The organism is Clostridium amazonense (assembly GCF_056431285.1).
In genome coordinates this window covers 136,980-160,561 of sequence record NZ_JBWKMH010000023.1, presented here as the reverse complement: position 1 = coordinate 160,561, position 23,582 = coordinate 136,980, and the positions used below count along the sequence as shown (strand labels likewise).

17 protein-coding genes and 2 riboswitches are annotated in these 23,582 nt (G+C 27.5%); of the genes, 1 reads left to right on the top strand and 16 read right to left on the bottom strand.

Going from position 1 to position 23,582, the window contains the following annotated elements:
- Positions 1–194: 194 nt before the first annotated feature.
- The 6 genes from AC07E4_RS08920 to AC07E4_RS08895 form a co-directional block, all read right to left on the bottom strand.
- Complete coding sequence (locus tag AC07E4_RS08920) at positions 195–1,211, bottom strand: radical SAM protein (RefSeq protein WP_478216173.1); 1,017 nt, start codon at positions 1,209–1,211, stop codon at positions 195–197.
- Complete coding sequence (gene cobN / locus AC07E4_RS08915) at positions 1,204–4,950, bottom strand: cobaltochelatase subunit CobN (RefSeq protein WP_478216172.1); 3,747 nt, start codon at positions 4,948–4,950, stop codon at positions 1,204–1,206. Before cobN ends, AC07E4_RS08920 begins: the two co-directional genes overlap by 8 nt.
- Complete coding sequence (locus AC07E4_RS08910; RefSeq protein WP_478216171.1) at positions 4,943–6,085, bottom strand: adenosylcobinamide amidohydrolase; 1,143 nt, start codon at positions 6,083–6,085, stop codon at positions 4,943–4,945. Before AC07E4_RS08910 ends, cobN begins: the two co-directional genes overlap by 8 nt.
- 655 nt (positions 6,086–6,740) lie before the next feature.
- Positions 6,741–7,940: an ABC transporter ATP-binding protein gene (locus AC07E4_RS08905; RefSeq protein ID WP_478216170.1), complete on the bottom strand. Its 1,200-nt coding sequence runs from the start codon at positions 7,938–7,940 to the stop codon at positions 6,741–6,743.
- On the bottom strand, positions 7,937–8,965 hold the full coding sequence (locus AC07E4_RS08900; protein ID WP_478216169.1) for a FecCD family ABC transporter permease: 1,029 nt from the start codon (positions 8,963–8,965) through the stop codon (positions 7,937–7,939). The genes AC07E4_RS08905 and AC07E4_RS08900 overlap by 4 nt, the downstream gene beginning before the upstream one ends.
- A 220-nt stretch (positions 8,966–9,185) precedes the next feature.
- The gene (locus AC07E4_RS08895) at positions 9,186–10,634 is read right to left on the bottom strand and encodes an ABC transporter substrate-binding protein (RefSeq protein WP_478216168.1); all 1,449 of its coding nucleotides are present in this window, start codon (positions 10,632–10,634) and stop codon (positions 9,186–9,188) included.
- Between the two features lie 234 nt (positions 10,635–10,868).
- A riboswitch (cobalamin riboswitch) is annotated at positions 10,869–11,057 on the bottom strand.
- A 385-nt stretch (positions 11,058–11,442) separates the two neighbouring features.
- Here AC07E4_RS08895 and AC07E4_RS08890 point away from each other — a divergent pair.
- Entirely contained in the window at positions 11,443–11,898 is a 456-nt protein-coding gene (locus AC07E4_RS08890; RefSeq protein ID WP_478216167.1) for a GNAT family N-acetyltransferase, read from the top strand.
- Between the two features lie 139 nt (positions 11,899–12,037).
- On the opposite strand, the gene AC07E4_RS08885 is transcribed toward AC07E4_RS08890, so the two are convergent.
- The 10 genes from AC07E4_RS08885 to AC07E4_RS08840 all read right to left on the bottom strand — a co-directional run bounded on the left by AC07E4_RS08885 (position 12,038) and on the right by AC07E4_RS08840 (position 23,240).
- Positions 12,038–13,009, bottom strand: coding sequence for a stalk domain-containing protein (locus tag AC07E4_RS08885; RefSeq protein ID WP_478216166.1), 972 nt, complete (start codon positions 13,007–13,009; stop codon positions 12,038–12,040).
- A gap of 159 nt (positions 13,010–13,168) precedes the next feature.
- A riboswitch (cobalamin riboswitch) is annotated at positions 13,169–13,342 on the bottom strand.
- A gap of 452 nt (positions 13,343–13,794) precedes the next feature.
- Positions 13,795–13,971 (bottom strand): hypothetical protein, encoded by a 177-nt coding sequence (locus tag AC07E4_RS08880; protein ID WP_478216165.1) that lies wholly within the window; start codon positions 13,969–13,971, stop codon positions 13,795–13,797.
- Positions 13,972–14,294: 323 nt separating this feature from the next.
- Positions 14,295–15,254: a stalk domain-containing protein gene (locus AC07E4_RS08875; protein ID WP_478216164.1), complete on the bottom strand. Its 960-nt coding sequence runs from the start codon at positions 15,252–15,254 to the stop codon at positions 14,295–14,297.
- Positions 15,255–15,443: 189 nt separating this feature from the next.
- Positions 15,444–15,620, bottom strand: a complete 177-nt coding sequence (locus AC07E4_RS08870) for a hypothetical protein (RefSeq protein WP_478216163.1) — start codon at positions 15,618–15,620, stop codon at positions 15,444–15,446.
- A gap of 206 nt (positions 15,621–15,826) precedes the next feature.
- Positions 15,827–16,030, bottom strand: a complete 204-nt coding sequence (locus AC07E4_RS08865; protein ID WP_478216162.1) for a hypothetical protein — start codon at positions 16,028–16,030, stop codon at positions 15,827–15,829.
- A 97-nt stretch (positions 16,031–16,127) separates the two neighbouring features.
- Positions 16,128–17,825: a restriction endonuclease subunit S gene (locus tag AC07E4_RS08860; protein ID WP_478216161.1), complete on the bottom strand. Its 1,698-nt coding sequence runs from the start codon at positions 17,823–17,825 to the stop codon at positions 16,128–16,130.
- Between the two features lies 1 nt (position 17,826).
- Complete coding sequence (locus AC07E4_RS08855) at positions 17,827–19,266, bottom strand: type I restriction-modification system subunit M (protein ID WP_478216160.1); 1,440 nt, start codon at positions 19,264–19,266, stop codon at positions 17,827–17,829.
- A 24-nt stretch (positions 19,267–19,290) separates the two neighbouring features.
- The gene (gene hsdR, locus AC07E4_RS08850; protein ID WP_478216159.1) at positions 19,291–21,684 is read right to left on the bottom strand and encodes an EcoAI/FtnUII family type I restriction enzme subunit R; all 2,394 of its coding nucleotides are present in this window, start codon (positions 21,682–21,684) and stop codon (positions 19,291–19,293) included.
- 902 nt (positions 21,685–22,586) lie between these two features.
- A complete protein-coding gene (locus tag AC07E4_RS08845) occupies positions 22,587–22,955 on the bottom strand; it encodes a hypothetical protein (RefSeq protein WP_478216158.1) in 369 nt (122 codons plus the stop codon).
- 15 nt (positions 22,956–22,970) lie between these two features.
- Positions 22,971–23,240: a hypothetical protein gene (locus AC07E4_RS08840; RefSeq protein ID WP_478216157.1), complete on the bottom strand. Its 270-nt coding sequence runs from the start codon at positions 23,238–23,240 to the stop codon at positions 22,971–22,973.
- Positions 23,241–23,582: the final 342 nt, after the last annotated feature.

The following is a 23,582-nucleotide window of genomic DNA, read 5'->3' as shown; positions in this document are numbered from 1 at the left end:
CCAAGGACGGGTTCAGCGACTGCCTAGACAGGACGTCGATTCAGCCGTTTAGTCTTGAAAATAAAATGGCAAATTTATTAGAGTTTCTTTGAAATTTTTATAAATAACGTTTTAAATAATTACTGTTTCTTGGAATAATTTTGTTCTTATTGGATATTTTAATAATTTCATTTTTCCAGTTCAAACCCATTAAATCAATTAAAATTATCACATATTTCAAATGACACTTTTCTAAGGTAACAATCTTCTTTTGAAACCTGCCCATTAGAATTTATAATACTTCTAGCTGGGCATCCTTTTGTACAAATATTATTAAATCTACAACTGTTACAACTTTCGTTTTCTGCAGTATTTATAGTAATCATTCTTAAGGATTTCAAATCATGTACATTTCCCATATAATACTTTTTACTTCCACTTAAAGATCCACAAGGATATACATCTCCACTTGGATAAACAACCATAGAACCACCATAAGTTGCATGACAATAATTTGTATTACAATAACTTGAAGAATGTTTAATTCTACCTTTTGCATCCTCAATTTCTCTTATTATCACTTTTCTATTTGTTAAAGAACTTAAATACTCAGTTTTTTTATAAGCTTCATTAAGATATTTTTCTATATCCTTGTAACTTGCCACCTCTAAATTATTCTTTTTTGCTCTACCTGTTATTCTTAATAAATCTAAACCTATTCCATTAACATTACCAAGATAATAAGCAAGCTCAATTAATTTACTTAAACTTCTTATACTATCTTTTGTTATTACTGTGTTTAAATTTACTATTACTCCATTTTTACCTAAAGCTTTTATACCATTTATAGCTTCTACACTTTTCCCTCTAAGTTTTTCATTTATGTCTAATCCACCATCAAAACTTATACCCATTTTTATATCCATTTTTTTAATTTCTTTAGAAATTTCATCATCTATTAACGTTCCATTGCTTTGCATTTGTAATGTTATTTTTTTATCTTTACTTTGAACATAATTATAAATATCTCTTATAAGAGAAAAATTCATCATTGGCTCTCCACCAGCAAATTGAATTTTGAAACTATCACTTTTAATCATATCAATAGCTTTTTTAGCTGTATCAAAAGTCATATATTCCTTCTTTTCTCCACCATTTGCATAGCAATATTTACAATTTAAATTACAATCATTTGTAACCCACACAACTAACAACTTAACATTACTAAACATAATCTTCTAAATCGCCTTCTACATTAAGATATATTTTTCTAAGCTCATTTAAAGTGTCTTTATCTCCATTCCACATACCTCTTTTATTTGCTTCTAATAATCTTTCTGTCATATTGTAAACTGCCCATGGATTAGCCTCTTTTATCCAATCTCTTCTTTCTTCATTTAAAAGATATTCTCTTGCAACACCATCATACATCCAATCTTCTATAACACTTGATGTGGCATCCCATCCAAACATAATATCTACCATAGCTGAAACTTCCTGTGCCCCTTTATAACCATGTTCTTTTAACCCTTCAAACCATTTTGGATTCAATATTCTTGATCTCATTATCCTAGCTGTTTCTTCATTTATATCTTTTAATTTAACTCTTTTAGGATCACTGCTATTTCCTGAGTATGATTTTGGCATGTTGCCTGATGCTCTACTTACAGCAGCTACAAGCCCACCATGATAGTTATAAAAATCATCACTATCTAGCATATCTATCTCCATTGAAGATTCATTTTTAACAGTAACCTCCACACTAGACAATCTTCTTTCAAACACTTCCTTAACTTTTTTACCATGAATATTTTTTCCGTAGGCATGTCCACCCCAAAGAGTATACACATCACCTAAATCATTTCTATCATTCCACTTTTTACTGTTGATTAAAATATCTACACCTGCACCATAAGTACCTGGTGGGCAACCAAAAATTCTCATACCAGCTTCTTCTTTTGCCACTTCTAAAGAAATTCCTTCACTTAAAAGTTCATCTATTTCATTTAAAACATGTTTTCTTAAGTAATTGCTTTTTTCATCTTCTGGAAGACTAGAAGCTAGATTAACAGCATCTTCTATAAGTTCAATAAGATTTGGAAATGTATCTCTAAAAAGACCTGTAATTCTTAATGTTACATCAATTCTTGGTCTTTTTAGCTCTTCTAAACTAATTTTTTCAATACCAACTACTTTTTGAGACCCTTCAAGCCACTTTGGTTTAATGCCCATAAGATATAAAATTTCTGCTATATCATCACCAGTAGTTTTAATAGTTTCCCCTGAATAAACTACAATTGAAATACTTTCAGGATATTTCCCCTCATCTTTTAAATATCTATTTATTAATTCATCACCTAGTCTTTTGCCAACTTCCCAAGCTGATTTAGTTGGAACAGACGTTGGATCTATCGTATAAAAATTTCTACCAGTAGGTAATATGTCCACTCTTCCTCTTGTTGGGCATCCAGAACCACCACTAGATACAAACTCTCCATTAACACCTTTAATAAGATTTTTTAATTCATCAGTTGTATCATTTAACTTTTTAGTTACAACCTTTGAAACAAACTTAAGTACTTTATCTAAATCACTTGCTTTTTCTTTATCAAAATATTTTGTAATTATAGAAGTTATAGAATCTTCACTATAATTTTCTTTATGAAAATCATCTATAATTCTTCTACTTAAATCTAAAAGCTTGTCCAAAATCATTAAATTAGTTTCATCATTTTCATTTTTTTCATAAGGCTTATCTTTTAAAGTGTTATAATTTATATTTTTAGCTATGCATACACTTTCTATTAATGAAGGAACTTCTCCATTAGGTAAATTTAAAAGTGCAACTATCATATTTACATATCGTTTTTCTTTTGGAGCAACACCAAATATATGAAGCCCATCTTTTATTAAAGAACATTTAATTTCTTCAATCCAACCATGTAATTTTTCTATGCTATTAAAACTATCTTCTCTTAACTCTTCCTCTTTTATATTTAAATCATCATGAAAATTATTCTTTATCATTAGCTCTATAAGTTCATTTTTAATTCCATCTACTTTACCTACATCACTGTTTTTAGCATGATAATATTGTTTTATAAGTTCATCTATATTTTCCATTTCTCCATATAGTCCACTCTCCATCAGTGATGGAATTAAGTGATCTAAAACTGTTGCATATGACCTTCTTTTAGCCTGTGCACCTTCACCAGGAACATCTATTATATATGGATATAAGTTAGGAATATCATCAATGTTTATATCTGGATAACATTCATCTGTAAGCCCTATTTCCTTACCTGGAAGCCACTCTAATGAGCCATGGGTTCCAACATGTATAATGACATCTGCTTTGAATACATTTCTTATCCACTTATAAAAAGCTATATATTGATGTGGTGGAACTATATCTGTACTATGATAGACTTCTTCTGCTTTATCTTCATATCCTCTTGCTGGTTGAAGTCCTATAAACACATTTCCATTAAGAATTCCTGGCACTGGGAATTTATCATCATAAACCATAAATTCTCCTGGTGCTTTTCCCCAATCTCTCTCCATTTTTTCTTGTACATTGTAACTTAATTTTGAAAACCAACTAATATAAGTATCTTTATCTATTAAATCTATGCTTTTTTCTTTAACCTTTTCTTCACTTAGCCACTTAGAATCATTGCTAACACAATCTATGATATTATTTATAATTTCATCACCATTTTCAAAATCATAATCTAGTTTAACATTATTACTTTTTAATTCATTTACAATGTTAAAAACACTTTGTGGTGTATCTAATCCAAAAGCACAACCTATCATGTCATTTCTTGGTGGCATATTATGAAATATTATTGCAACTTTTTTATCTTTGTTTTCTTTTCTTCTAAGTTTTGCAAAATTAAGTGCTAGCCTACATACCTTATTTACACGCTCTTCAATAGGGAAAAATGCATACCTATCTCCAAGTTCATCTCTTATAAGCTCATTAGTTGCTGTAGCTACTGTTATAATTTGGCCATCAAATTCAGGATCATAAACATTACCGCAAAGTGCCATACTATCTATTCCCTTAATTGATTTTTTAAAGCTTTCATAACTTTGATAAGTTCCAATTGCTTGAAGCACAGGTACTTTTAATTTTTCAAAAATGCTTTCTTCTACATATGTAGTTCCATCTCCTGGATTTCCAAGAATACTTTGTGCATGAGCCATAGTATTTATAACTACATCTACTATAGGCTCATTTTCTTCCATTAAATACTTATCTATAACATATTGAATGCCTTTATATCCTACAGATTCATCTTTTGCAGATGCAGTATATACAGCTAAAGGAACTCCACCTAAATTTTCTACTTCTTCTATAAATTTATCTATATGTCTTGTATTATTTTCAAAGTAATAATTACTATAAAACAATATTCCAACTACTGACTTATTACTATCTTTTGCTTTTTTTATATACTCTTTTTCATCTTCAACTTTTCTTCCCTTGTAATAAATCCCTTCCCAAACTCTTTTTTCAGCATCACTATAATTATAGTTTTTATTACTATAGGTAGATGCTAAGTATAAAACCATATTTCTAAAGTTATTATTTCCACCTATTTTATAGTATTTAAATATGCTACCAAACTCTTCTTTTGATATACTAGACTTTCTAAGTAAAAGTTCATTTTCTCCATCAACTGAAGAATATATAAAAAACTTCTTTTTCCCATTAAATTCATCTATCAGTGAATTCACTGTTTTAAAATATGTAATTCCACTATGAAGTGATATAAAGATAAAATCTGATTTATTAAATATATCTTTATATTCATCTAAATTTTCTTTATCATTTTCAATTTGTCTACTTTCCAAAAAATTAAATACAAATTCATTTTTAAATTCTTCTTTTAAATTTCTACAAACTTCTTTTAATCTATACTGTGCATCAAAATTTGACATTACAAATGTTATATTAAACATCTCTTTTCACCCCAGCTATAAGTGTTATAATAAGCATAAATTTATCTATTAATTTTGAAATAATCTGGTCTTTTGAATCTTCAACATTAATATTTAACTTAGCATGACCACTTAATGGACTTTCTAAATCAAAATTACTGCAAATTTCATTTAAAATATTAATACATTCTAATGAAACTTCTTCTTTTGATAAAAGCTCCCAATCTAATTCATCTATAAGATGAGCATATAAAGATGTTAGTGTTACAAGTCTATTATTTCTTTCAATTTTATGTACACTATTAATAAATTCTGCTTTTGTTAGGTCTACTTGAGCTTTTTTATGAATACAAATATTCTTGTATTTTTCCCAAAGTTTATCTTCATCTACTTTAAATCTTTTCATTCTCTTTAAAAAGCTATGTTGATACTTTGGGCTTAATTCTGTTTGTAAAAAAAGTGCTTCTTTTACTGCTGACTTTACAGAAAGTCCTATAAGTTCACCAAGCTTTGAATGTTTTCCTGCATCAGTTAACTTATTATCTGAACTTGGATTAGAAACTACTATTATTCCATCAGTTCCTGAACCAGTAGCAAGTCCTCTTGAATACATGCTTCCTGCCATAAGCTCTGTAATTGCTGCTGTCTTTGCTTCTGTCGCTGTAACCACTGACCTAACCATTGTTCCTTCTGCTAAATCAGCATCTATAACCAAAATAATATTAATAGTTCCTAGTTTTAACTTACTAATTTTTTTATTTCTTTCAACATAAGATGCAGGGTCACCAGCTCTTCCACCATTCACATCTATACCACCAGTTACTATTGCTGTTACTTTAACATCTTCAAACTCTTCCTCTTTTATAGATACATTATCCATTGATGCAGCAGTACAAAGACCACTTGCAAATTCCCCATCAAGTCCAAGCTCTGTTGCTGTTATCATCATATGTTCTTCATAAGTTTCCCCCTTCATTGTACAAGCAATTCCTGCACCAGGATTAGAATCATTATTAAAAACATACTTCAAATCTTCTCTATAACCTCCATTTAAAGGCCCTGAACTAACCACCTTTTTTTCACCTTTAAAAGGTATAACTATACTTTTATCATATCTATGTACTTCATCACCAGTTGACAATTTATATATCATCATAAAAAAACCTCCTCATCACATGGTTTTAATCTCTTTCTCAAATGATAGTACTAAAGTTACATTTTATTTCTATTTTTATATTGAAAACCAGGTAAGAACTAAGAGTGAAAAGTTATGGTAGTTATTACTCACTTTGTTCCTAATATCTAAAAATAGAAACACATAAAAAATCATTCTTTAAAATTGGAAATCCAATTTTTACATTCACTTTCAATTTTCAATTTTTAATTAAATTAATTAGAATTATCAACTTAACCATGAATAACTTAAAGTTTCAACTTGGAACCCTATAGTTTGTAAAATTATTAATTAATACTGAATTCACATTTAATTTATCGATTTGTATTTGAAACCAATTAAGAATTATGGTGAATATCCCCGGGGATTGAAATCCCCGCTACAATTTTTTTATTTGTACTTCAAATAAAATTAATATAATATTTATCCATAAAAAGTTCATTTTGGAGAATAAATTCCCCATTATAATATTCTTACTGACCATAGTTTTAATAGTAAATATACCTATTGCTTTAGATACTTCAGTTTTATCATTAATTGTTAATTTTATTTAACGTTTTAAATAATTCCTGTTTCCTTTACTAACATTAATCACATTTACATCTTAAATAATTTTATTTTAGAACTTTAAATTATATTAAACATTTACTACTTTGTAAAATTCCTTTAAAACATCTGAAACATTATTAAAATAAACTATATTTTTATAATTATCACCATATAGTTTCATACTGTCTTCTTTGCTTCTTAAAGATACTACAGTTTTTTTTCTTTTTATGGCTTCTTTAATTATTTCTGTATTTTTAAAGTTTATATCTCCTATGATGCTGCCTGCATCTATTACAAAATTAATATCATTTAATTCATTCTTTATATGTACAACATCACCATCTTCTACTTTCTTATATGGCTTTAAACTGTATATTTTTATTCCCATAGTTCTTGCAATTTCATAATCTATATCATTCTCATAAATTATACCAGTTGAAATTCCTATATCTGATTTTGTAAATATTCTATATATTGGTGTTCCTTTTCCACATCCACCTAAAACAAAAACTTCTGGTTTTAATGTGTTTTCTATTTCAACAGAACCTAATAAATTATTATAATTAGACTCCATTCCATATAAGTTATTTATTATCTTTTCATCTACAACATCTTCTGGTGCTCCATAAGCAAATATTTTATTATCCTTTACAAGAACTACTTTATCAGCACTTTTAAGAGCAATATCAATTTCATGTAAACACACAATAACTGCTATATTTTTATCTTTGCTAAGTTTTTTTAATATATCCATAAGTTCTAATCTATGCTTTATATCAAGATGAGTAGTTGGCTCATCTAATATAATAATTTCTGGTTCTCCAGCTAATGCTCTTGCAACTAAGACTTTTTGTTTTTCACCATCACTTAATTCGTCAAAATAACGCTCTTTTAACTTATCCGCATTTACAGTTTTTAATGCATCAAATACAATTTCATTATCTTTTTCACTAAGCTTTCCAAAAAATCCTGTGTGAGGATACCTTCCCATAGCTACAACTTCATATACAGTTGTAAGAGAGCCTTCAAATTTATTAGTTAAAACTAATGCTAATTTTTTAGCTAATTCTTTTTTATCAATTTGAAGCAAATTTTTTTCTTTTATATAAACTTCTCCACTTATAGAAGTTAAAAGACCTGATAAAGTTCTAAGTATTGTTGTTTTACCAGCTCCATTAGCACCTAAAAAACATAATATCTCCCCACTATTCACTTCAATTTCAACATTGTCTACTACTATTTTCTTCTCATATCCAACAGTTAATTTATTTGTATTTAACATAATCATAATGAAGCCCTCCTTTTTAACACAAGGAATATTACAATTGGTGCTCCAACAAAAGAAGTTACTGCACTTATTGGAAGTTCCACTGGTGACACTATTGTTCTTGCAATTAAATCACAAATAGAAGTAACTATTCCCCCAAGCATTATAGTTCCTGGCAAAAGTACTTTATTATCTGTAGTCTTAAATAGCAATCTTGAAATTTGAGGAACAGCTAGTCCAATAAATGCAACTGGACCTGCAAAAGCCGTAACAACTGCTGCTAAAATACTTGAAATGGCTACAATAGCTATTCTAAATCCTTTTATATTAACCCCCATACTTTTTGCATACTCTTCACCTAACAAAAATGCATTCAATGGTTTTACTATACACATACTTAATAAAATTACTGGAATACCTATTATAATAAGCACTTTAACTTGATTCCATGTAAATGCAGAAAAAGTACCCATTCTCCACATTGTAAAACCTTGAAGCTTTTCTTTATCTGCAAAAGCTGTTAATACACTTGTAACTCCACTACATAAATATCCAACCATCATACCTATTACAAGTAATGTAACTACATTTTTAACCTTTCCTGCAAATAAAATTACTATAGCCATAACTATAAGTGAACCTAAAAAAGCACCTAACACTAACATAAATGGTGATACTGTCTCAAATCCAAGAGTTACACCACCAAGCATTATAACTCCAACAAATAATGATGCTCCAGATGAAACACCTAAAACATAAGGCTCTACTATTGGGTTTTTAAAAAATATTTGTAATAAAAGTCCTGATGCTGCAAGAGAACATCCTCCTATAATCGTCGCTACAGCTCTTGGGAATCTAATATTCCAAACTATATCGTAAAAAGGATTCACTGTAGCTTCTTTATTAAATAAAATATCTAAAATTTCCCTAAGCCCAATCTTAACCGAACCAAATCCAACACATAACGCTAAAGTTAAAAACAGCAAACACGCTAATATAACAAAAACTATTGCATACCTAACCTTAGACTTTCTTAAAAAATCCATATTTTATCCTCTCCAAATTCAAATTTAAAGTAATGTCTTTCTCAAATTCTTGGAATACTACCATTCTCATTTAATATTTGAATAATTTCATTTTACATTTAGATTTATATATTTTGATTTAAAATATATAAGATGTACCAATTCAAAATAGTACATCTCTATATTTAATATCTATTTATATGTCAGCTCTATTTTTAGAGCTTCTGTAGGATTTTTGTTTTTATTCTTTATAATTTATATAGTGTTTAATTTCATTTCCAGTTGAACCTGGGTGGAACATTTCCATTAAATCTATAATAAGTTCATCACTTTTATCTATTGATTGGAAATAATCCGGTGCAAAACACCATACTTTTTTATCTTTTACAAGTTGGAGTTTTTCAAGTATAGGAGCTTTTTCTACTACACTTTTTAATGTTGGACTATAATTTGTTGAAGATGAATAAACAAAAATATCTGCTTCATTAGCTTTTGCATATAATTCTTCTATACTTATAGTTCCACTTCCTACACCATCATCTTTTAAAATATATTCTCCTCCAGCCATTTCAATCATTTTTGCAACATATGAATCACTTTTAGGAACATATACTTTACCTTTACTTATAGTTGCCCATACTACTTTTGGTTTTTCTTTGCCTTCTATCTTTTTACTTACAGCTTCTACATTTTTTATTGCCTTATCAAATTGCTTTTCAGCCTCTTCTTCTTTATCATAAAATGCTGACATTAACTTAGACCATTCCATTCTTCCATATGGATTTTCCTCTAAATATTCATTATCAACTACATAATTTATTTTTAACTCATCTAATTTTTCCATAAGTTTTTGTTGACCAGCTGGACCACTATAAACTACTGCTAAATCCGGCTTTAAAACTGATATCTTTTCAAAATCTGGAGAATCACCTTTTCCAACAAATTCTATATTTCCATTTTCAAGTCCTGTTTTAATTTCATCTATACTCCAATTTTTAGCTTCAGTTGTCACAGCTTTAACACTATCAAGTTCACCTATTGCTCTTAAAAGACATGCCTGAGTAGTTGAACCTAACAACACATTTTTAGCTGGTGTTTTTATAACTATTTCATTTTTAAATTCTTCAGGTACTTCTTTTCCTTCTGGCACTATTATTAAAGTTCTTTTATCACCATCAACAACTTTTTTAATTCCACCCTTAAGATATTTCACACTAAATGCTTTTGTACACTTAAGTGGCATTTCTGTTCTTATATTTAAAACCTTTTCTTCCTTATCATAATTAAATCTTGCATCTATAGCATCACTTAAAAATTCTATTGGAACATATATATCTTCCTTGTCAGCTTTAGTTTTTTGTTCTAATTTTATTTCTTTTGAATTTACCTTTGCAGTTTCACTATCCTTATTTACTACAATTTCATCATTATTTATTTTTACTACTGCGTCTTTATCATTTAATTTAAATTCACACTTAAAATAATTACATGTATCTTTTAATGAAACAAAAACTTTCTCTTCATCAATTTTAGTTTTAACCACATTTTCTGTTTTTTCATTATCTACAACTACACTTGACTCTGTACTTTTCCCTTCTCCTATTGAGCACCCAATGAGACTCATAGATATAGCTGTACATAATGCAGCACTTATAACTAATTTGCTTATTCTTTTATTATTTCTCAACATTCCCTTATCCTCCAAAAATATGTACTTATTAAGATTTAAACTATCTTTAATCTTATTTTTTATATAAATTATTAATTTTATATTTTAGCTTTAAAATATATATTGATTTTTGCAATAAAAAAACCTCTTTAAATAGAGGTTTTTTTAATATATCACTAATTTTAAAAACATTAAAAATATTTTAAAATTAAAAAATAAATTTTGATATACTTTGATTTCCCTCCGAAACCTCTGATCTAAACATCTATTTAGGCAGGTCTCCTGACTAACGACTTAACCTTAGTCATCCTTCCCAGTTAAAAACCAGTGGATTTGACTTCGTATCCGTTACAGTAGCGGGGGCTGTAGTGGATTTTCACCACTTTCCCTATTAAACTCTTTTATAAAATGCAAACTTTTTAAACTTAAAAACTTGTACAACTTATATCATGAAATTAATTTCACAGTGAGTACCTAAATATAACTATTAAATTTTCAAACAACCACATTATATTGCTAAATTTTACATAATTCAATACCATTTTTTGTATTGTTTTGATGATTATTTTATATTTTTTAATTTTTTATAATATTTTTCTAAAAATCAAACTAGTTTCAATGCCCTATTTATCTCATTTCACGTTATATTTATTTAAGTTTTAATATACTAAAATTTAAACACATTCCATTTTGGAATATATGGTTATTTTTGAAATTTTTATAATCTACAGCTGATAATTTTAACTTTTTTTTACATAATTGTATTAATACATAGTATAATTTTTATTATTAATTAAAATACAAATTTGTATAAGTGAGGTACTGATTCATGAATAATAAAATAACTCCTGAAAACATCAACTTAATTTTATCTAATATCTCATTACCAGATGGCTTTTACATTAGAGAATTTGAGGAAAATGACTTTTCATATATTCAAAAAATATATGAAACTGAAGGTTGGTTAACCATTATAAAAAGACCTAATGATGCTATAAAAGCCTTTAAAAACTCTGATATAGTTCTTGTTATACTTTATGAAGGTAGCATTGCTGGTGTTCTACGTGGATTAACTGATACAGAAATAACTACTTATATTATAGAATTAATAATTAATAAAGATTTTAGAGGAAAAAGCCTTGGAAAAGCTCTTATCAATGCTTGCCATTTATTATATCCTAAAACAAGAATTGAACTTCTAGGCAGTAATAGTTCTAAAGATTTTTATAAAGCTAATGAATTTAGAGATTTCTTTGGTTTTAGAAAAAGCTTCAAAAATGACTAAAATCTACACTCTAAACTGAAACATGAATAACTTAAAGTTAAAAACTAAGTTATTCATGTTTCAATTCAAAGTTTTAATCTAATTTTTTTACATTCATTTTTCACTTAAGGTACTTTGCTTTAAACTTGATAATTATTATTTATTTTACTACCTTTACTTTATCTTCTTTGTCATAAAATGCACCCATTAGTTTGCCCCATTCATTCTTTGCATTTTGATTATTTTCTAAATTTGAATTTTCAACTACATAATTTATATTTAACTCTTCTAATTTCTTTACTATATCTTCATAATCCTTTAATCCTCTATCAACTATAACAAGCTTGGGACTAAAAAATGATATCTTATCAAAATCAAATTCATCATCTTTACTTACATATTGTATAATTCCATCTTGAAGCCCCATTTTTAATTCTATTTCATTTGAAGTTGCTGCTTCCTTTGTAACTTCTTTTATACTTTTTATTTCGTCTATATTTTTTAAGATTCCTCCTTGGTGCTCTGATGTTATTAAAACATTTTTTACTGGTGTTCTTACAATATTTTCACCTTTAAACTCTTTAGGTATATCCTTATCTTCTGGAACAAGAATTAAAGTATGATTTTCTCCATCTATAACCTTTTTTACTCCACCTTTAAAATATTCAACACTAAAACCACTAGTATATTGAAGGTGCATACATTTTTCTATAATCAAATCATTTTCTTCCCTATTGTAATTAAAATTTGCATCTACATTATCTTTTAAAAAATCTAACGGTACGTATATATCATCTTTATCCCTTTCTATATTAGCCATAAGATTAACATCTTTTTTATTAACTTTTATAATGTAACTATTGTCACTTACAACTATTTCATTATTATTTATATTTGATATTGCTTTATCATCTTCCATTTTAAAATTCCCATCAAAATAATTTGTAGTGCTTTTTAAAGATGCAAATACAATATTATTTTTTACTTTAGTTTTAACATCATCAGTATTTTCATAGTTCTCAACTTCACTTGAACTTGTACTTATATCTTCATTATTAGAACACCCTATTAAAGATGTACAAATAACACTTCCTATAACTAAGCATATTAACTTTTTATTTAACATTAACATTTAAAAATTTCCTCCCTAAACCCTACTTAAAGAAATTTTGTGCAAAATAAAAAACCCCTATAAAACAGAGGTTTTTCAATATAACTTTAAAACGCATCAAAAATACGCTTTAAATTAAAGCTTACATTATCATAATTCAATCTCCCTCCGAAATTTCTTTTACATACTTATAATTAGGTAGGTCTCCTGACTAACGGCTTAGCCTTAGTCATCCTTCCCAGTTAAAAACCAGTGGATTTGACTTCGTATCCGTATACAGTAGCGGGGGCTGTAGTGGATTTTCACCACTTTCCCTATTAAACCTATTTAGGTACCTAAATATATTTTATTCAATTTTCAAACAATTACATTGTAGTACTAATCTAATAAAAACTCAATAGTCTTCCTTGTAATAATATTTTATTTTTTCATTACTGAATTTGATTTATAGGAAAACAAGTTGAAAAATGAAATTACTATTATTTCAATTGAGAAAGATATGTTTAAACGAGTGTACAAAAATTAACAATTAACAATGAAGGATAAAACTGAAGTCTCAGTTTTTTAAATCAATTTTTATAATGATTTGCGAAGCAAATTATTTAAACACAATATAAAAACTTAGTTTTTAGATATTTCTATTCATAAATATTAAGAACAAAGTGAATAATATTAACCATCATTGTTAATTGCTAACTGTTAATTGTTAATTGGTTCCAAACATAATAATTGACTTAATTGTAATATGGCTAGTGTTATTTGATAAAGCTATTATTTTTGAGTCAAATTTGGAACTCTATACTAATTTATTTTATTTCTTTTCTTAATTCTTTCACTTTATTTATATCTAACACTGTTTTTAATGCTATTGTTTTATCATCTAATATATCCAATAAATTTATAGCAATTTTTAACTTTTGCTTTTCTATACCTTTTTCTATTCCTTTTTTGTAAACTTCTGGATCATATAATGTTTTTGTCATCGTAATCACCTCTTCTTCTATTTTTTCATCATTAAAATAATTTCTATTTAAGTATTCTACTAAGTTTTGTATTGCAAGAAGCATTTTATGAAAATCATCATGTAGTATTTCATTTTCATGTAATAAATATCTATTTTAAAATGAATTAATCCTACCACCTAGCAATCAAAACAATATTTTCACATTAAAACATAGCTATACTAATGTTAATAATTATATTATAATTTTTTCTAAAAAAGTTCAAATTCCCATACAATAAAAAAGATAGATAACAAAATGTTTACCTATCTTTTATATCCTATAAATTAATTCAATTTTTGCATTTATTCCTTATCATAAAATACACTTATGAATTTTCCCCATTCATTTTTTGCATTTTGATTATTTTCTAAACTTGAATTTTCAACTACATAATTTATATTTAACTCATCTAATTTTTTTACTATATTTTCATAATCTTTTAATCCTCTATCAACTATAACAAGTTTTGGACTTAAAAATGATATCTTATCAAAATCAAATTCATCATCTTTACTTACATATTGTACAACTCCATCTTGAAGTCCCATTTTAATTTCTATAACATCAGAAGTTACAGCTTCTTTTGTTACTTCTTTTACACTGTTTATTTCACCTATGTTTTTTAAAACATCTATTTCATCTTTTGATGTTGCTAAAACGTTTTTTAGTGGTGTTTTTATAATAGTTTCATTTTTAAACTCTTCTGGTACAACTTTTCCCTCAGGAACAATAACCAAAGTTCTATTTGCTCCATCTGTAACTTTCTTAACTCCACCTTTAAAATACTCTACACTAAATCCACTTGCATACTGAAGTTTCATACTGCTTTCTAAAGTTAATCTTCCACTCAATCTATCATAAGTAAATCTTGCATTTACATTATCTCTTAAAAAATCTAATGGCACATATATGTCATCATCATACATTCTAGCCTTTGTCATAAGACTCACACTCTTAGAATTCACTCTTGCAACTTCTCTTTCAGAGTTCACTACTATCTCATCACCATTTATATTAACTATAGCTTCATCACCATTTAATTTAAAATCCCCTTTAAAAAAGTTCGAAACATCTCTTAGTGATGCAAAAACAACATTACTTTCCATTCTTGTTTTAACTACATCATTATTACTAGTCTCGCTCATAACTACATTTGAACTCTTTAATTCCTCTTCCCCCATACATACACTAGCCATACCTGTAACCATAACGCCACAAATCATAGCTCCTAAAACAACCTTACTTAATCTCTTGCTTAACATAACAAAATCCTCCTTAAACTATAGGGTTCCAAGTTCATCTTCATAATTATTAGTTCCAAAACTTGGATACCCTTAATAGTGAGACTAGCTCGTAATCATTTTATACTAAGTATTTCTTTTGAAAGCAATATATTTACAGCTTTAGAAATAGTTTTGAATTCGAGCTTGTTTCCCTATAATAAACCCTCTTTATGCAAAACATAAAACCTTTTGTAATGAGATGCTATGTTTTACATAAACATTTAAATAATTAATGGAAATATCACTACCATAAAATTTAACCATATATGCAATTATTTCCTTAACCACCTCTATATTAGTACTACTATTTACAAAAAGCAATGGATTTTGTGTTTTTTTTAACATTTAAATTTATCTTTATAATGAGAAATCATTAAATTTTCTAACTATTTTACTATATTAAAGCACTTTTCTCATTTATTTACTAATTTCGACAAATATTTTTCATATAATTAATGTTAAATTTATAACAAGTATAAATTGTTCAATTTTTAAATATAAAGTATTACTTTTACTAGATTATAATTATAACTTCAGTTCTAAAACAATTTTTAATATCTTCTTAGTGATAAATAATCCTTTAAAATATTTGTACCTTTAGTAAATATAAATTTATCAAAGTTCCTATTAAGATCTTCTGTATTTATATCATTTACTAAAATATCAGCGAGAAACCTTTCTTCTATTAGTTCATCCGCAAAGGTTATTAATTCATCAAATAACTCATCAATTTCTACTTCTATTGTATCTAACATAACCCATTCCCCCCTTACATCTTAATCTTAACGTAAGGTATATATAATTGTCTGCCATTAATTTTAATATAGAAAAAGCATAGAGTTGTGCTCTATGCTAAAATGAACTTTTAAGAATAGATTCCATTAATCTATTACTATAATCCTTTTGTTTTTGAATTTTCCTTTCTAATTCATCACACAATATCATTAATGAATTAACTTTTTCTACTATGCGTTTTTGCTCTTGTAATGGTGGAAGTGGAATAACAAGTTCACTTAATGAAACTGCATTTACATTAGGTTGACCTGTTCCCTGTGATTTATCAATTATCTGTTTCCAATATGTTGGAGTTTCCAAAAATAATTTTATATATTGTGCATAACTTATTTCTAATGGTATCATTCTAATTAAATATGATGCAAATACTGCAACACTGCTAACATTTCTTACTAAAAATGACTTGCCAATAGTTCCCCCTGTTCTTGCAATTAAAATGTCATTATTTCTTAACTTGCAACTTTCTAATTTTCTATTATCTATTTCACAAAATGGTACTTTGCTCCATTGGACAGTATTATTTTGAATATCTGTAATTCTTACAAATTTGATACCTGTATCATTAGAAACTGCCGATGCTGTATGACCATAATGAATGTTTTCTAATAATTCTCTTATCCTAATATACTTCCATCCACAAGGCAATTCAAATAGTTTTTCTTCTTCACTTATATCTGCTAAAGGCTTTTCTTTCTTTATCTTCTTTTCTTTAATTAATCTTTCTTTTTCTTCTCTTATCTTCTCTAAAAGAACCTCTGCTGGTTCATCATTTGGATCTTGTTGTACTAATTTTCCTTGTACTGCTAATTGAAGTATACAATTTTTCAATTCTTTTACTGCATTATCTCCTAAAGATAAATCTTTAAAATTTAATAATATAAACCTTAAAACTTCTTCTAATTCTTCTACACTATCAACATTACCTACAGCATTAAATACAGATTTAGCACTTAACTCTCCATAATTAACTTTTTTCTCTAATGCTTTTTCTAACTTATCACAAAAAGCCATTAATGAATTAACTTTTTCTACAATACGTTTTTGTTCCATAAGCGGAGGAAGTGGTATTATTGTATCTTGAATTCTTTTCAAAGCCAATTTAGGTTGAGCCATTTGATTTACTTTATCTAATAAAATTCTTTGTATAAATGTAGATTCAATAAATGACTTTAACCAAAATTTATTTACCTTACATGGTATTATTCTTGCTGCATTTTCAGTTAAATTCATATTATCAAATTTATCAGGAACAATACCTACCTCACCTATTGTTCCAGCAATTGTAATATATAAATCATCTTTTGTAATAATATAACTCTTTATTTTTTCATAAACTTCATCACTTATATATTTCAAATCATAATTTTTAATAGATCCATTTTTCATATCAGTAATTCTAATATAAACATGACTAGTTTCCTCTTGTAGTAATGAATAACCTTTAGGCAACCTCTTGCCACCTTTTAATGTAATTATCTCACCTATTCTTGTCAATTCCCAACCATAAGGCAACTCAAAAGTCTTTTCAGTTTCACTTATTTTTGCTAATGGCTTTTCTTTCTTAATTCTCTTTTCCCTAATTAATCTTTCTTTCTCTTCCCTAATTCTCTCAAGTAAAACACTTGCTGGTTCATCATTAGGATTTTGCTCCACTAATTTCCCTCTTACTGCTAAATCAAGTATAGTTTCTCTTAACTTCTTAACCTTTTCTGGTCTATCAAAGATGGTTTTAAACTGTTCTAACATCATATCCATATTAATTGCCACCTAAAATCTTTGTTAATTCTTCTATAAGTTGATTTTGTATTTCATCTACTTCTGCTTTAGCATTATTATACTTTTCAAGTAGTGCAACTGGATCTCCTAAATCCTCTTCTTCCTTATTTGGATTCTTAAAATCTAAATTATAATTTCTGTTTTTGATTTCTTCAATTGATACCTTCCAAGCATTTTCACTTTCTTCTCTATTAGTCCACCAATTCTTTTCAAGTTCAAACTCTTCACTTCTTATTGGTTTAGTTTTTGTATAGTTTTTATATCCTTCTGGTAGTGGATGTTCAAAATACCAAACTTCCTCTGTTGCTTTTCCTTTTTCAAAAAATAGAAGATTTGTATTAATTCCTGTATATGGAGCAAATACACCATTAGGCATTCTAACTATTGTATGAAGATTAAATTCACTTAATAGTTTTTCTTTTATCTTAGTTTTAACACCTTCACCAAAAAGGAAACCATCAGGTAAAACTACCCCTGCTCTTCCATTTTCACTTAATCTATACATTATCAAAGTCATAAATAGATCAGCAGTTTCTTTTGTTTGGAATTGGCTTGGGAAGTTTGTTAATACTGTATCTTCTTCAATTCCACCAAAAGGAGGATTCATTGCTATTACATCTATCATTTCTGATGGTTTTAAATCCCTTACATTCTTCATAAGAGAGTTATCGTGCTTTATTTGTGGCACATCTATATCATGAAGAATTAAGTTTGTTGTTGCTAATAGATGTGGTAATGGTTTCTTTTCTACACCTATTATTGATTCTCCTAATACCTTTAAATCTTCAACCTTACTTTGTTGATTTTTCATATGCTCAATAGCACAAGTTAAGAACCCAGCAGTACCACAAGCAAAATCTGCTACCTTTTCACCTAATTGTGGATTTAATGTTTCTATTATAAATTGTGTTACAGGTCTTGGAGTATAGAATTCTCCTGAATTTCCTGCACTTTGTAAGTCTTTTAATATATTTTCATAAATATCATTAAATAAATGCCTGTCTTCACTTGCTGTAAAATCTATTTCATTTAATTTATTTATAACCTGTCTTATTAGTGCTCCAGATTTCATGTAGTTATATGAATCTTCAAATATAGCCTTAACTAAGAAACTTTTTGGGTCTGAATTTTCATCTAGTTCTAATTCCTTTAATTCTTTAAATAGTCTGTTATTAACAAAGTCTAAAAGTTCATCTCCTGTGATTCCCTCGTCATCAGCAGCCCAAGCACTCCATCTTAAATCTTCTGGAATTATTGGTTCATAGTCATCTTGTTCTAATTCCCATTCTTCTTCCTTTGCATCAAATACCTTTAAAAATATCATCCATACTAATTGTGATATTCTTTGAGCATCTCCATCTACTCCTGCATCTTGACGCATAATATCTTGAACACCTTTTATTACTCCTGTAACTGACATATCTTTAGTCTCCTTCTATCTAGTTTAAGCAATAGTATATAGTTCTTTAACTAATTCCTTAACTGCCTTTTCATATTCTTTCTTTCCACCAAAAACCTTTTTTACTATTTCAAGTTGTGTTCCAACTTCCTTAAAGTCTGGTAGTTTTAAAACCTTAATATCTTCTATGTTTTCTATTCCTTCATTTGAGTATTTATCAAGAAGTTTTTCTAATACTATTCTTGCCTTTTCATTATACTTACCAAAGTAATTTCTCTTTTTAACATTGTTTGCTCTTTCTTTTCTTGTTAATGCTGGCATATCAAAGGCAACATGGCATACTAAATCAAATACATCCATATCCTTTCCTACTTCTTCAATTAAATCTTCTAAGAAAATTCCTTCCTCTTCAAAGTGTTTTCTTAATTCTTCTTTCTTTTCAGTTTCAGTCCATTTTCTTAAAAATTCATCTAAAGTAGAGAATTCCTTCTTTATATTCTTTTTAGTGTAATCAATTAATGATTCAGTTATTAACTTCCCATCAGCGCCATAATATTGAACTCTATCATTAATAACTCTTACTTCTACATCATTAACATAATACTTCTTTCTTCCCTCTCCACCTTTAAAAGGATCATTTATAAATCCAGAACCATTAGGATTATCATCACCTGGTTCATCATAAGTTGTTCCTTCATTTTCTTCATCTAATAAATTATCATCAATTATTTCATCTTCTTCATCTGGAACTTCATCAGTTGAAACTTCTTTAATTCTTACAGGATCTCCATCAAAGTCCTTATCTGCAAATAACCTTGAAACATCTCTAAAGTCTATAAGCGTAAAATACATCTTTCCATAATCTTCTCTTATTCTTGTTCCTCTTCCTAAGATTTGCTTAAATTCAATCATTGAATTAATTTCTGAATCTATAACTATAAACTCACAAGTTTTACAATCCACTCCTGTTGTTAATAACTTTGATGTAGTTACTAATGTAGGATATTTTTCACTTGGAGTGATGAAGTTTTCTAATTCATCTTTTCCTTCTTCATCATCCCCTGTAATTTTCATTACATACTTGGAGTTTTGTGAATATAAATCACTATTTTCATTAATAAGTGCTCTTTTCATTCTATCTGCATGGTCAATATCTGTACAGAAGAATATTGTTTTAGCCATTCTCTTATTATTTTTCTTTAAATAATCACTTACATATTTAGCAACTATTTCTGTTCTTTTTTCTAGTATAAGATTTCTATCAAAATCCTTCTTATTATATATTCTATCATCTAACTCTTCACCATATTTATCTCTTTTACCTTTTTCAGGTCTATAGCCTTCTAAATCTCTATCTAATCCAACTCTTACTACTTTATAGGGTGCTAAGAATCCATCATCTATTCCTTGCTTTAAGGAATATGTGAATAAAGCCTCTCCAAAGTAATCTATATTAGATACATCTTTAGTTTCCTTTGGTGTAGCAGTTAATCCAACCTTTGTAGCAGAATCAAAATGATCTAAAATTTCTCTCCATGCTGAATCATCCTTAGCAGAACCTCTATGACACTCATCTATAATAATAAGGTCAAAATAATCCTTACTATACTTTTTATATAACTTCTTTTCCTCTGTTTCACCAGTTAGACTTTGATATAGTGCGAATTGGATTTCCCTTGACTTATCAGCAGTTCTATTTTTTATCTTATTAATATTATCCTGAAGAGGTTTAAAATCTCCAATTATCGTTTGATCTACAAGTATATTTCTATCGGCTAAATACAGTATTCTCTTTTTCATACCTGACTTAAATAACTTATAAACTATTTGAAAGGCTGTATATGTTTTCCCTGTTCCTGTTGCCATTACAAGTAAAACTCTGTCCTGCCCTTTTGCTATAGCCTCTACAGTTCTATTAATTGCAATCCTTTGATAATACCTTGGTGGGAAACAATCTTGGTCATAGTAATAACTATGAGTTACTACATCTTCCTGTTCTTCTGTTATTCCCTTATAGTCTTTATATCTATTCCACAACTCTTCTGGAGTTGGAAACTCATCTAAAGCAAGTTCTCTTTCAATAGTTCCTTCTGTTTTAGTTCTATCATGCTCTATAAAGCCATCACCATTACTTGAATATACAAACGGAATGTCCAAAATTTCACCATAATTTAATCCCTGCTGCATTCCTGCATCAAGTGTATGTTTATTATCCTTAGCCTCAATGATGGCTAGAGGTAAATTATTTTTATAGTAAAGGATTATGTCAGCCCTTTTTCTTTTTCCCCTTGTTACAACCTTTTTTCTAACAATTATTCGTCCATCTGTAAAACTTATCTCTTGTGCTATTTGCTTTTGCTTATCCCATCCTGCATTTTCTATAGCAGGCATAATATACTTTGAAATAATACTTGCTTCACTTAGGCTTTTCTTATTCACAGTAATCCCCCTTTACCATCTTCTATACAACTCTATTTTAACATATAATTCACTTGTTTTTTAGTACTATTTGTTATTTTTACATATTTTACCTCAAAACCTTCACAATTGAAAACAATATATAATATTCTAGCTTATTTTATCGGATTTTAAGTCAATTGTGCTATTAATTGCTATTACTTTTTACAACATAATTATTTTTAATATCATGTTTAATTAAAAACATCATTAGTAAATAAATTATTGTAATTTTTTTAATGTTCATGGCTGATTTTGAACTTTTGATGTTATAGTTAAATATTACATTAAAAATTAAATTTCTTAATTATATTATAAAATATCCTCTAATACAAAATATGTTCATTAGCTTACTTCATAATATTTTCAATAAAAAAAGATAGACTATTAAAAATCTATCTTTTTTATAAATCTACTTATATACGTTCATAAGTTATTTGTTACACCTATATGAATAATTATATCATTCTATAGTTTATTATTTTTATTTACGTAATGTACATAGTAATTCTATCTAAAATTTTATTTTTCAAGTCTGACTATATAGTATTGATAGTTAAAACTAAATACAAAGTTTTTCATCTTGATAGCTTCAATATTTATTTTGTTCTTGCTCAAATGTTAACTAATATATAATACTATTTCTTTAAAATAAATACTGCTATACCCTAAATTGCCTTCCATTTTTATATAGTATCTAAAAAAATCAACCTTATTTCCTGTGTACTTTTTCAATCTCATTTGCTAGTTTATTAACTACTTTAAACTAATTAAAATTTCAAGTTCTATTCTTATAAAATAATAAAAACATCTTTGTAGTTCTTCTAATAATACAACTTTATATTCCTTTTTATCTTCATTAATTTCTCAGAAACTTTTGTAAATTACCAATACCATTTTTCCAATAATCTTGTTGCCTTTACCTTACAACCTGTTTTAGGATTATCTACATTAACAATCTCAACAATACCTGCATCACATAAAACATCTGATATAATATTCGCCGTTCTCAAATTTATATTTAAGACTTCTTTAATTCTCTTATCTAATCCATCTGGTGTTTTTTCTTTTATAGCATTGCGTGAATTTTGTGGAAGTATTTTAGTAGTTTCATCATTAAGTATTTCTATTGTAGACTTAATTAATTCATGAGATATTTTTATCCCCCTAAGTTTAAAGGGTATAGTACCAAAACTTAATTCAACATTATTATATATACGTTCTAATAGTTCTAATGTAATATTATTTTTCATAATTATTTTTTAACCTCACTCTAAACAAATTCTTTTGTCATTAAGTATAGCCCAAATATATGCCGGCCCCCTAACAACATTATTAATTACTCCTGGCCCTTTAAGTGGCATCATATCAAATGCTTTTTTAAACTCACTTTTAGATAACTTATATTGTGTCCTACTTGTTACAAGACCATCATTACATATTTTATAAGTAAAATCTAGACCTCTCTTAGTCTTAAAAGTATTTCCTTCATTTTTAACAATTCTATTCCATACTTCATTAAACAAATTGTACTTCATTTATTTTGCCTCCAAACTCATCTTCCTAAATAACTACTTTCTTTAGTTGTCATAAAATGCATAAAATCAGAATCTATAACATATATAATAAACTATTAATTAAAAAAGATTATCTAATGATTAACTTCTATTTCTCATCTATATAAAATCTTATTTTTATATTCAATACTCTATTTAATCAAATCTATTTCTACAGATTATAGACGGTGTTACTAACTTTCAGTTATATCCCTTTTTATCCTTAAAACTCCCCTTTACCATTATCCATATTATGTATAATAACAATAAAGTCATATTAAAATCATTATCTCATTTATCTTTTCAAAATATTTCCCAATACTA

Bases quoted from the DNA above. Each gene is read 5' to 3' on its own strand.
- AC07E4_RS08905 (WP_478216170.1), bottom strand. From the start codon at position 7,940: ATGATTATGTTAAATACAAATAAATTAACTGTTGGATATGAGAAGAAA.
- AC07E4_RS08900 (WP_478216169.1), bottom strand. From the start codon at position 8,965: ATGGATTTTTTAAGAAAGTCTAAGGTTAGGTATGCAATAGTTTTTGTT.
- AC07E4_RS08840 (WP_478216157.1), bottom strand. From the start codon at position 23,240: ATGAAGTACAATTTGTTTAATGAAGTATGGAATAGAATTGTTAAAAAT.
- AC07E4_RS08910 (WP_478216171.1), bottom strand. From the start codon at position 6,085: ATGATGATATATAAATTGTCAACTGGTGATGAAGTACATAGATATGAT.
- AC07E4_RS08920 (WP_478216173.1), bottom strand. From the start codon at position 1,211: ATGTTTAGTAATGTTAAGTTGTTAGTTGTGTGGGTTACAAATGATTGT.
- AC07E4_RS08865 (WP_478216162.1), bottom strand. From the start codon at position 16,030: ATGTTAGATACAATAGAAGTAGAAATTGATGAGTTATTTGATGAATTA.
- AC07E4_RS08855 (WP_478216160.1), bottom strand. From the start codon at position 19,266: ATGTCAGTTACAGGAGTAATAAAAGGTGTTCAAGATATTATGCGTCAA.
- AC07E4_RS08860 (WP_478216161.1), bottom strand. From the start codon at position 17,825: ATGGATATGATGTTAGAACAGTTTAAAACCATCTTTGATAGACCAGAA.
- AC07E4_RS08870 (WP_478216163.1), bottom strand. From the start codon at position 15,620: ATGTTAAAAAAAACACAAAATCCATTGCTTTTTGTAAATAGTAGTACT.
- cobN (WP_478216172.1), bottom strand. From the start codon at position 4,950: ATGTTTAATATAACATTTGTAATGTCAAATTTTGATGCACAGTATAGA.
- AC07E4_RS08885 (WP_478216166.1), bottom strand. From the start codon at position 13,009: ATGTTAATGTTAAATAAAAAGTTAATATGCTTAGTTATAGGAAGTGTT.
- AC07E4_RS08845 (WP_478216158.1), bottom strand. From the start codon at position 22,955: ATGAAAAATAATATTACATTAGAACTATTAGAACGTATATATAATAAT.
- AC07E4_RS08875 (WP_478216164.1), bottom strand. From the start codon at position 15,254: ATGTTAAGCAAGAGATTAAGTAAGGTTGTTTTAGGAGCTATGATTTGT.
- AC07E4_RS08880 (WP_478216165.1), bottom strand. From the start codon at position 13,971: ATGACAAAAACATTATATGATCCAGAAGTTTACAAAAAAGGAATAGAA.
- AC07E4_RS08895 (WP_478216168.1), bottom strand. From the start codon at position 10,634: ATGTTGAGAAATAATAAAAGAATAAGCAAATTAGTTATAAGTGCTGCA.
- AC07E4_RS08890 (WP_478216167.1), top strand. From the start codon at position 11,443: ATGAATAATAAAATAACTCCTGAAAACATCAACTTAATTTTATCTAAT.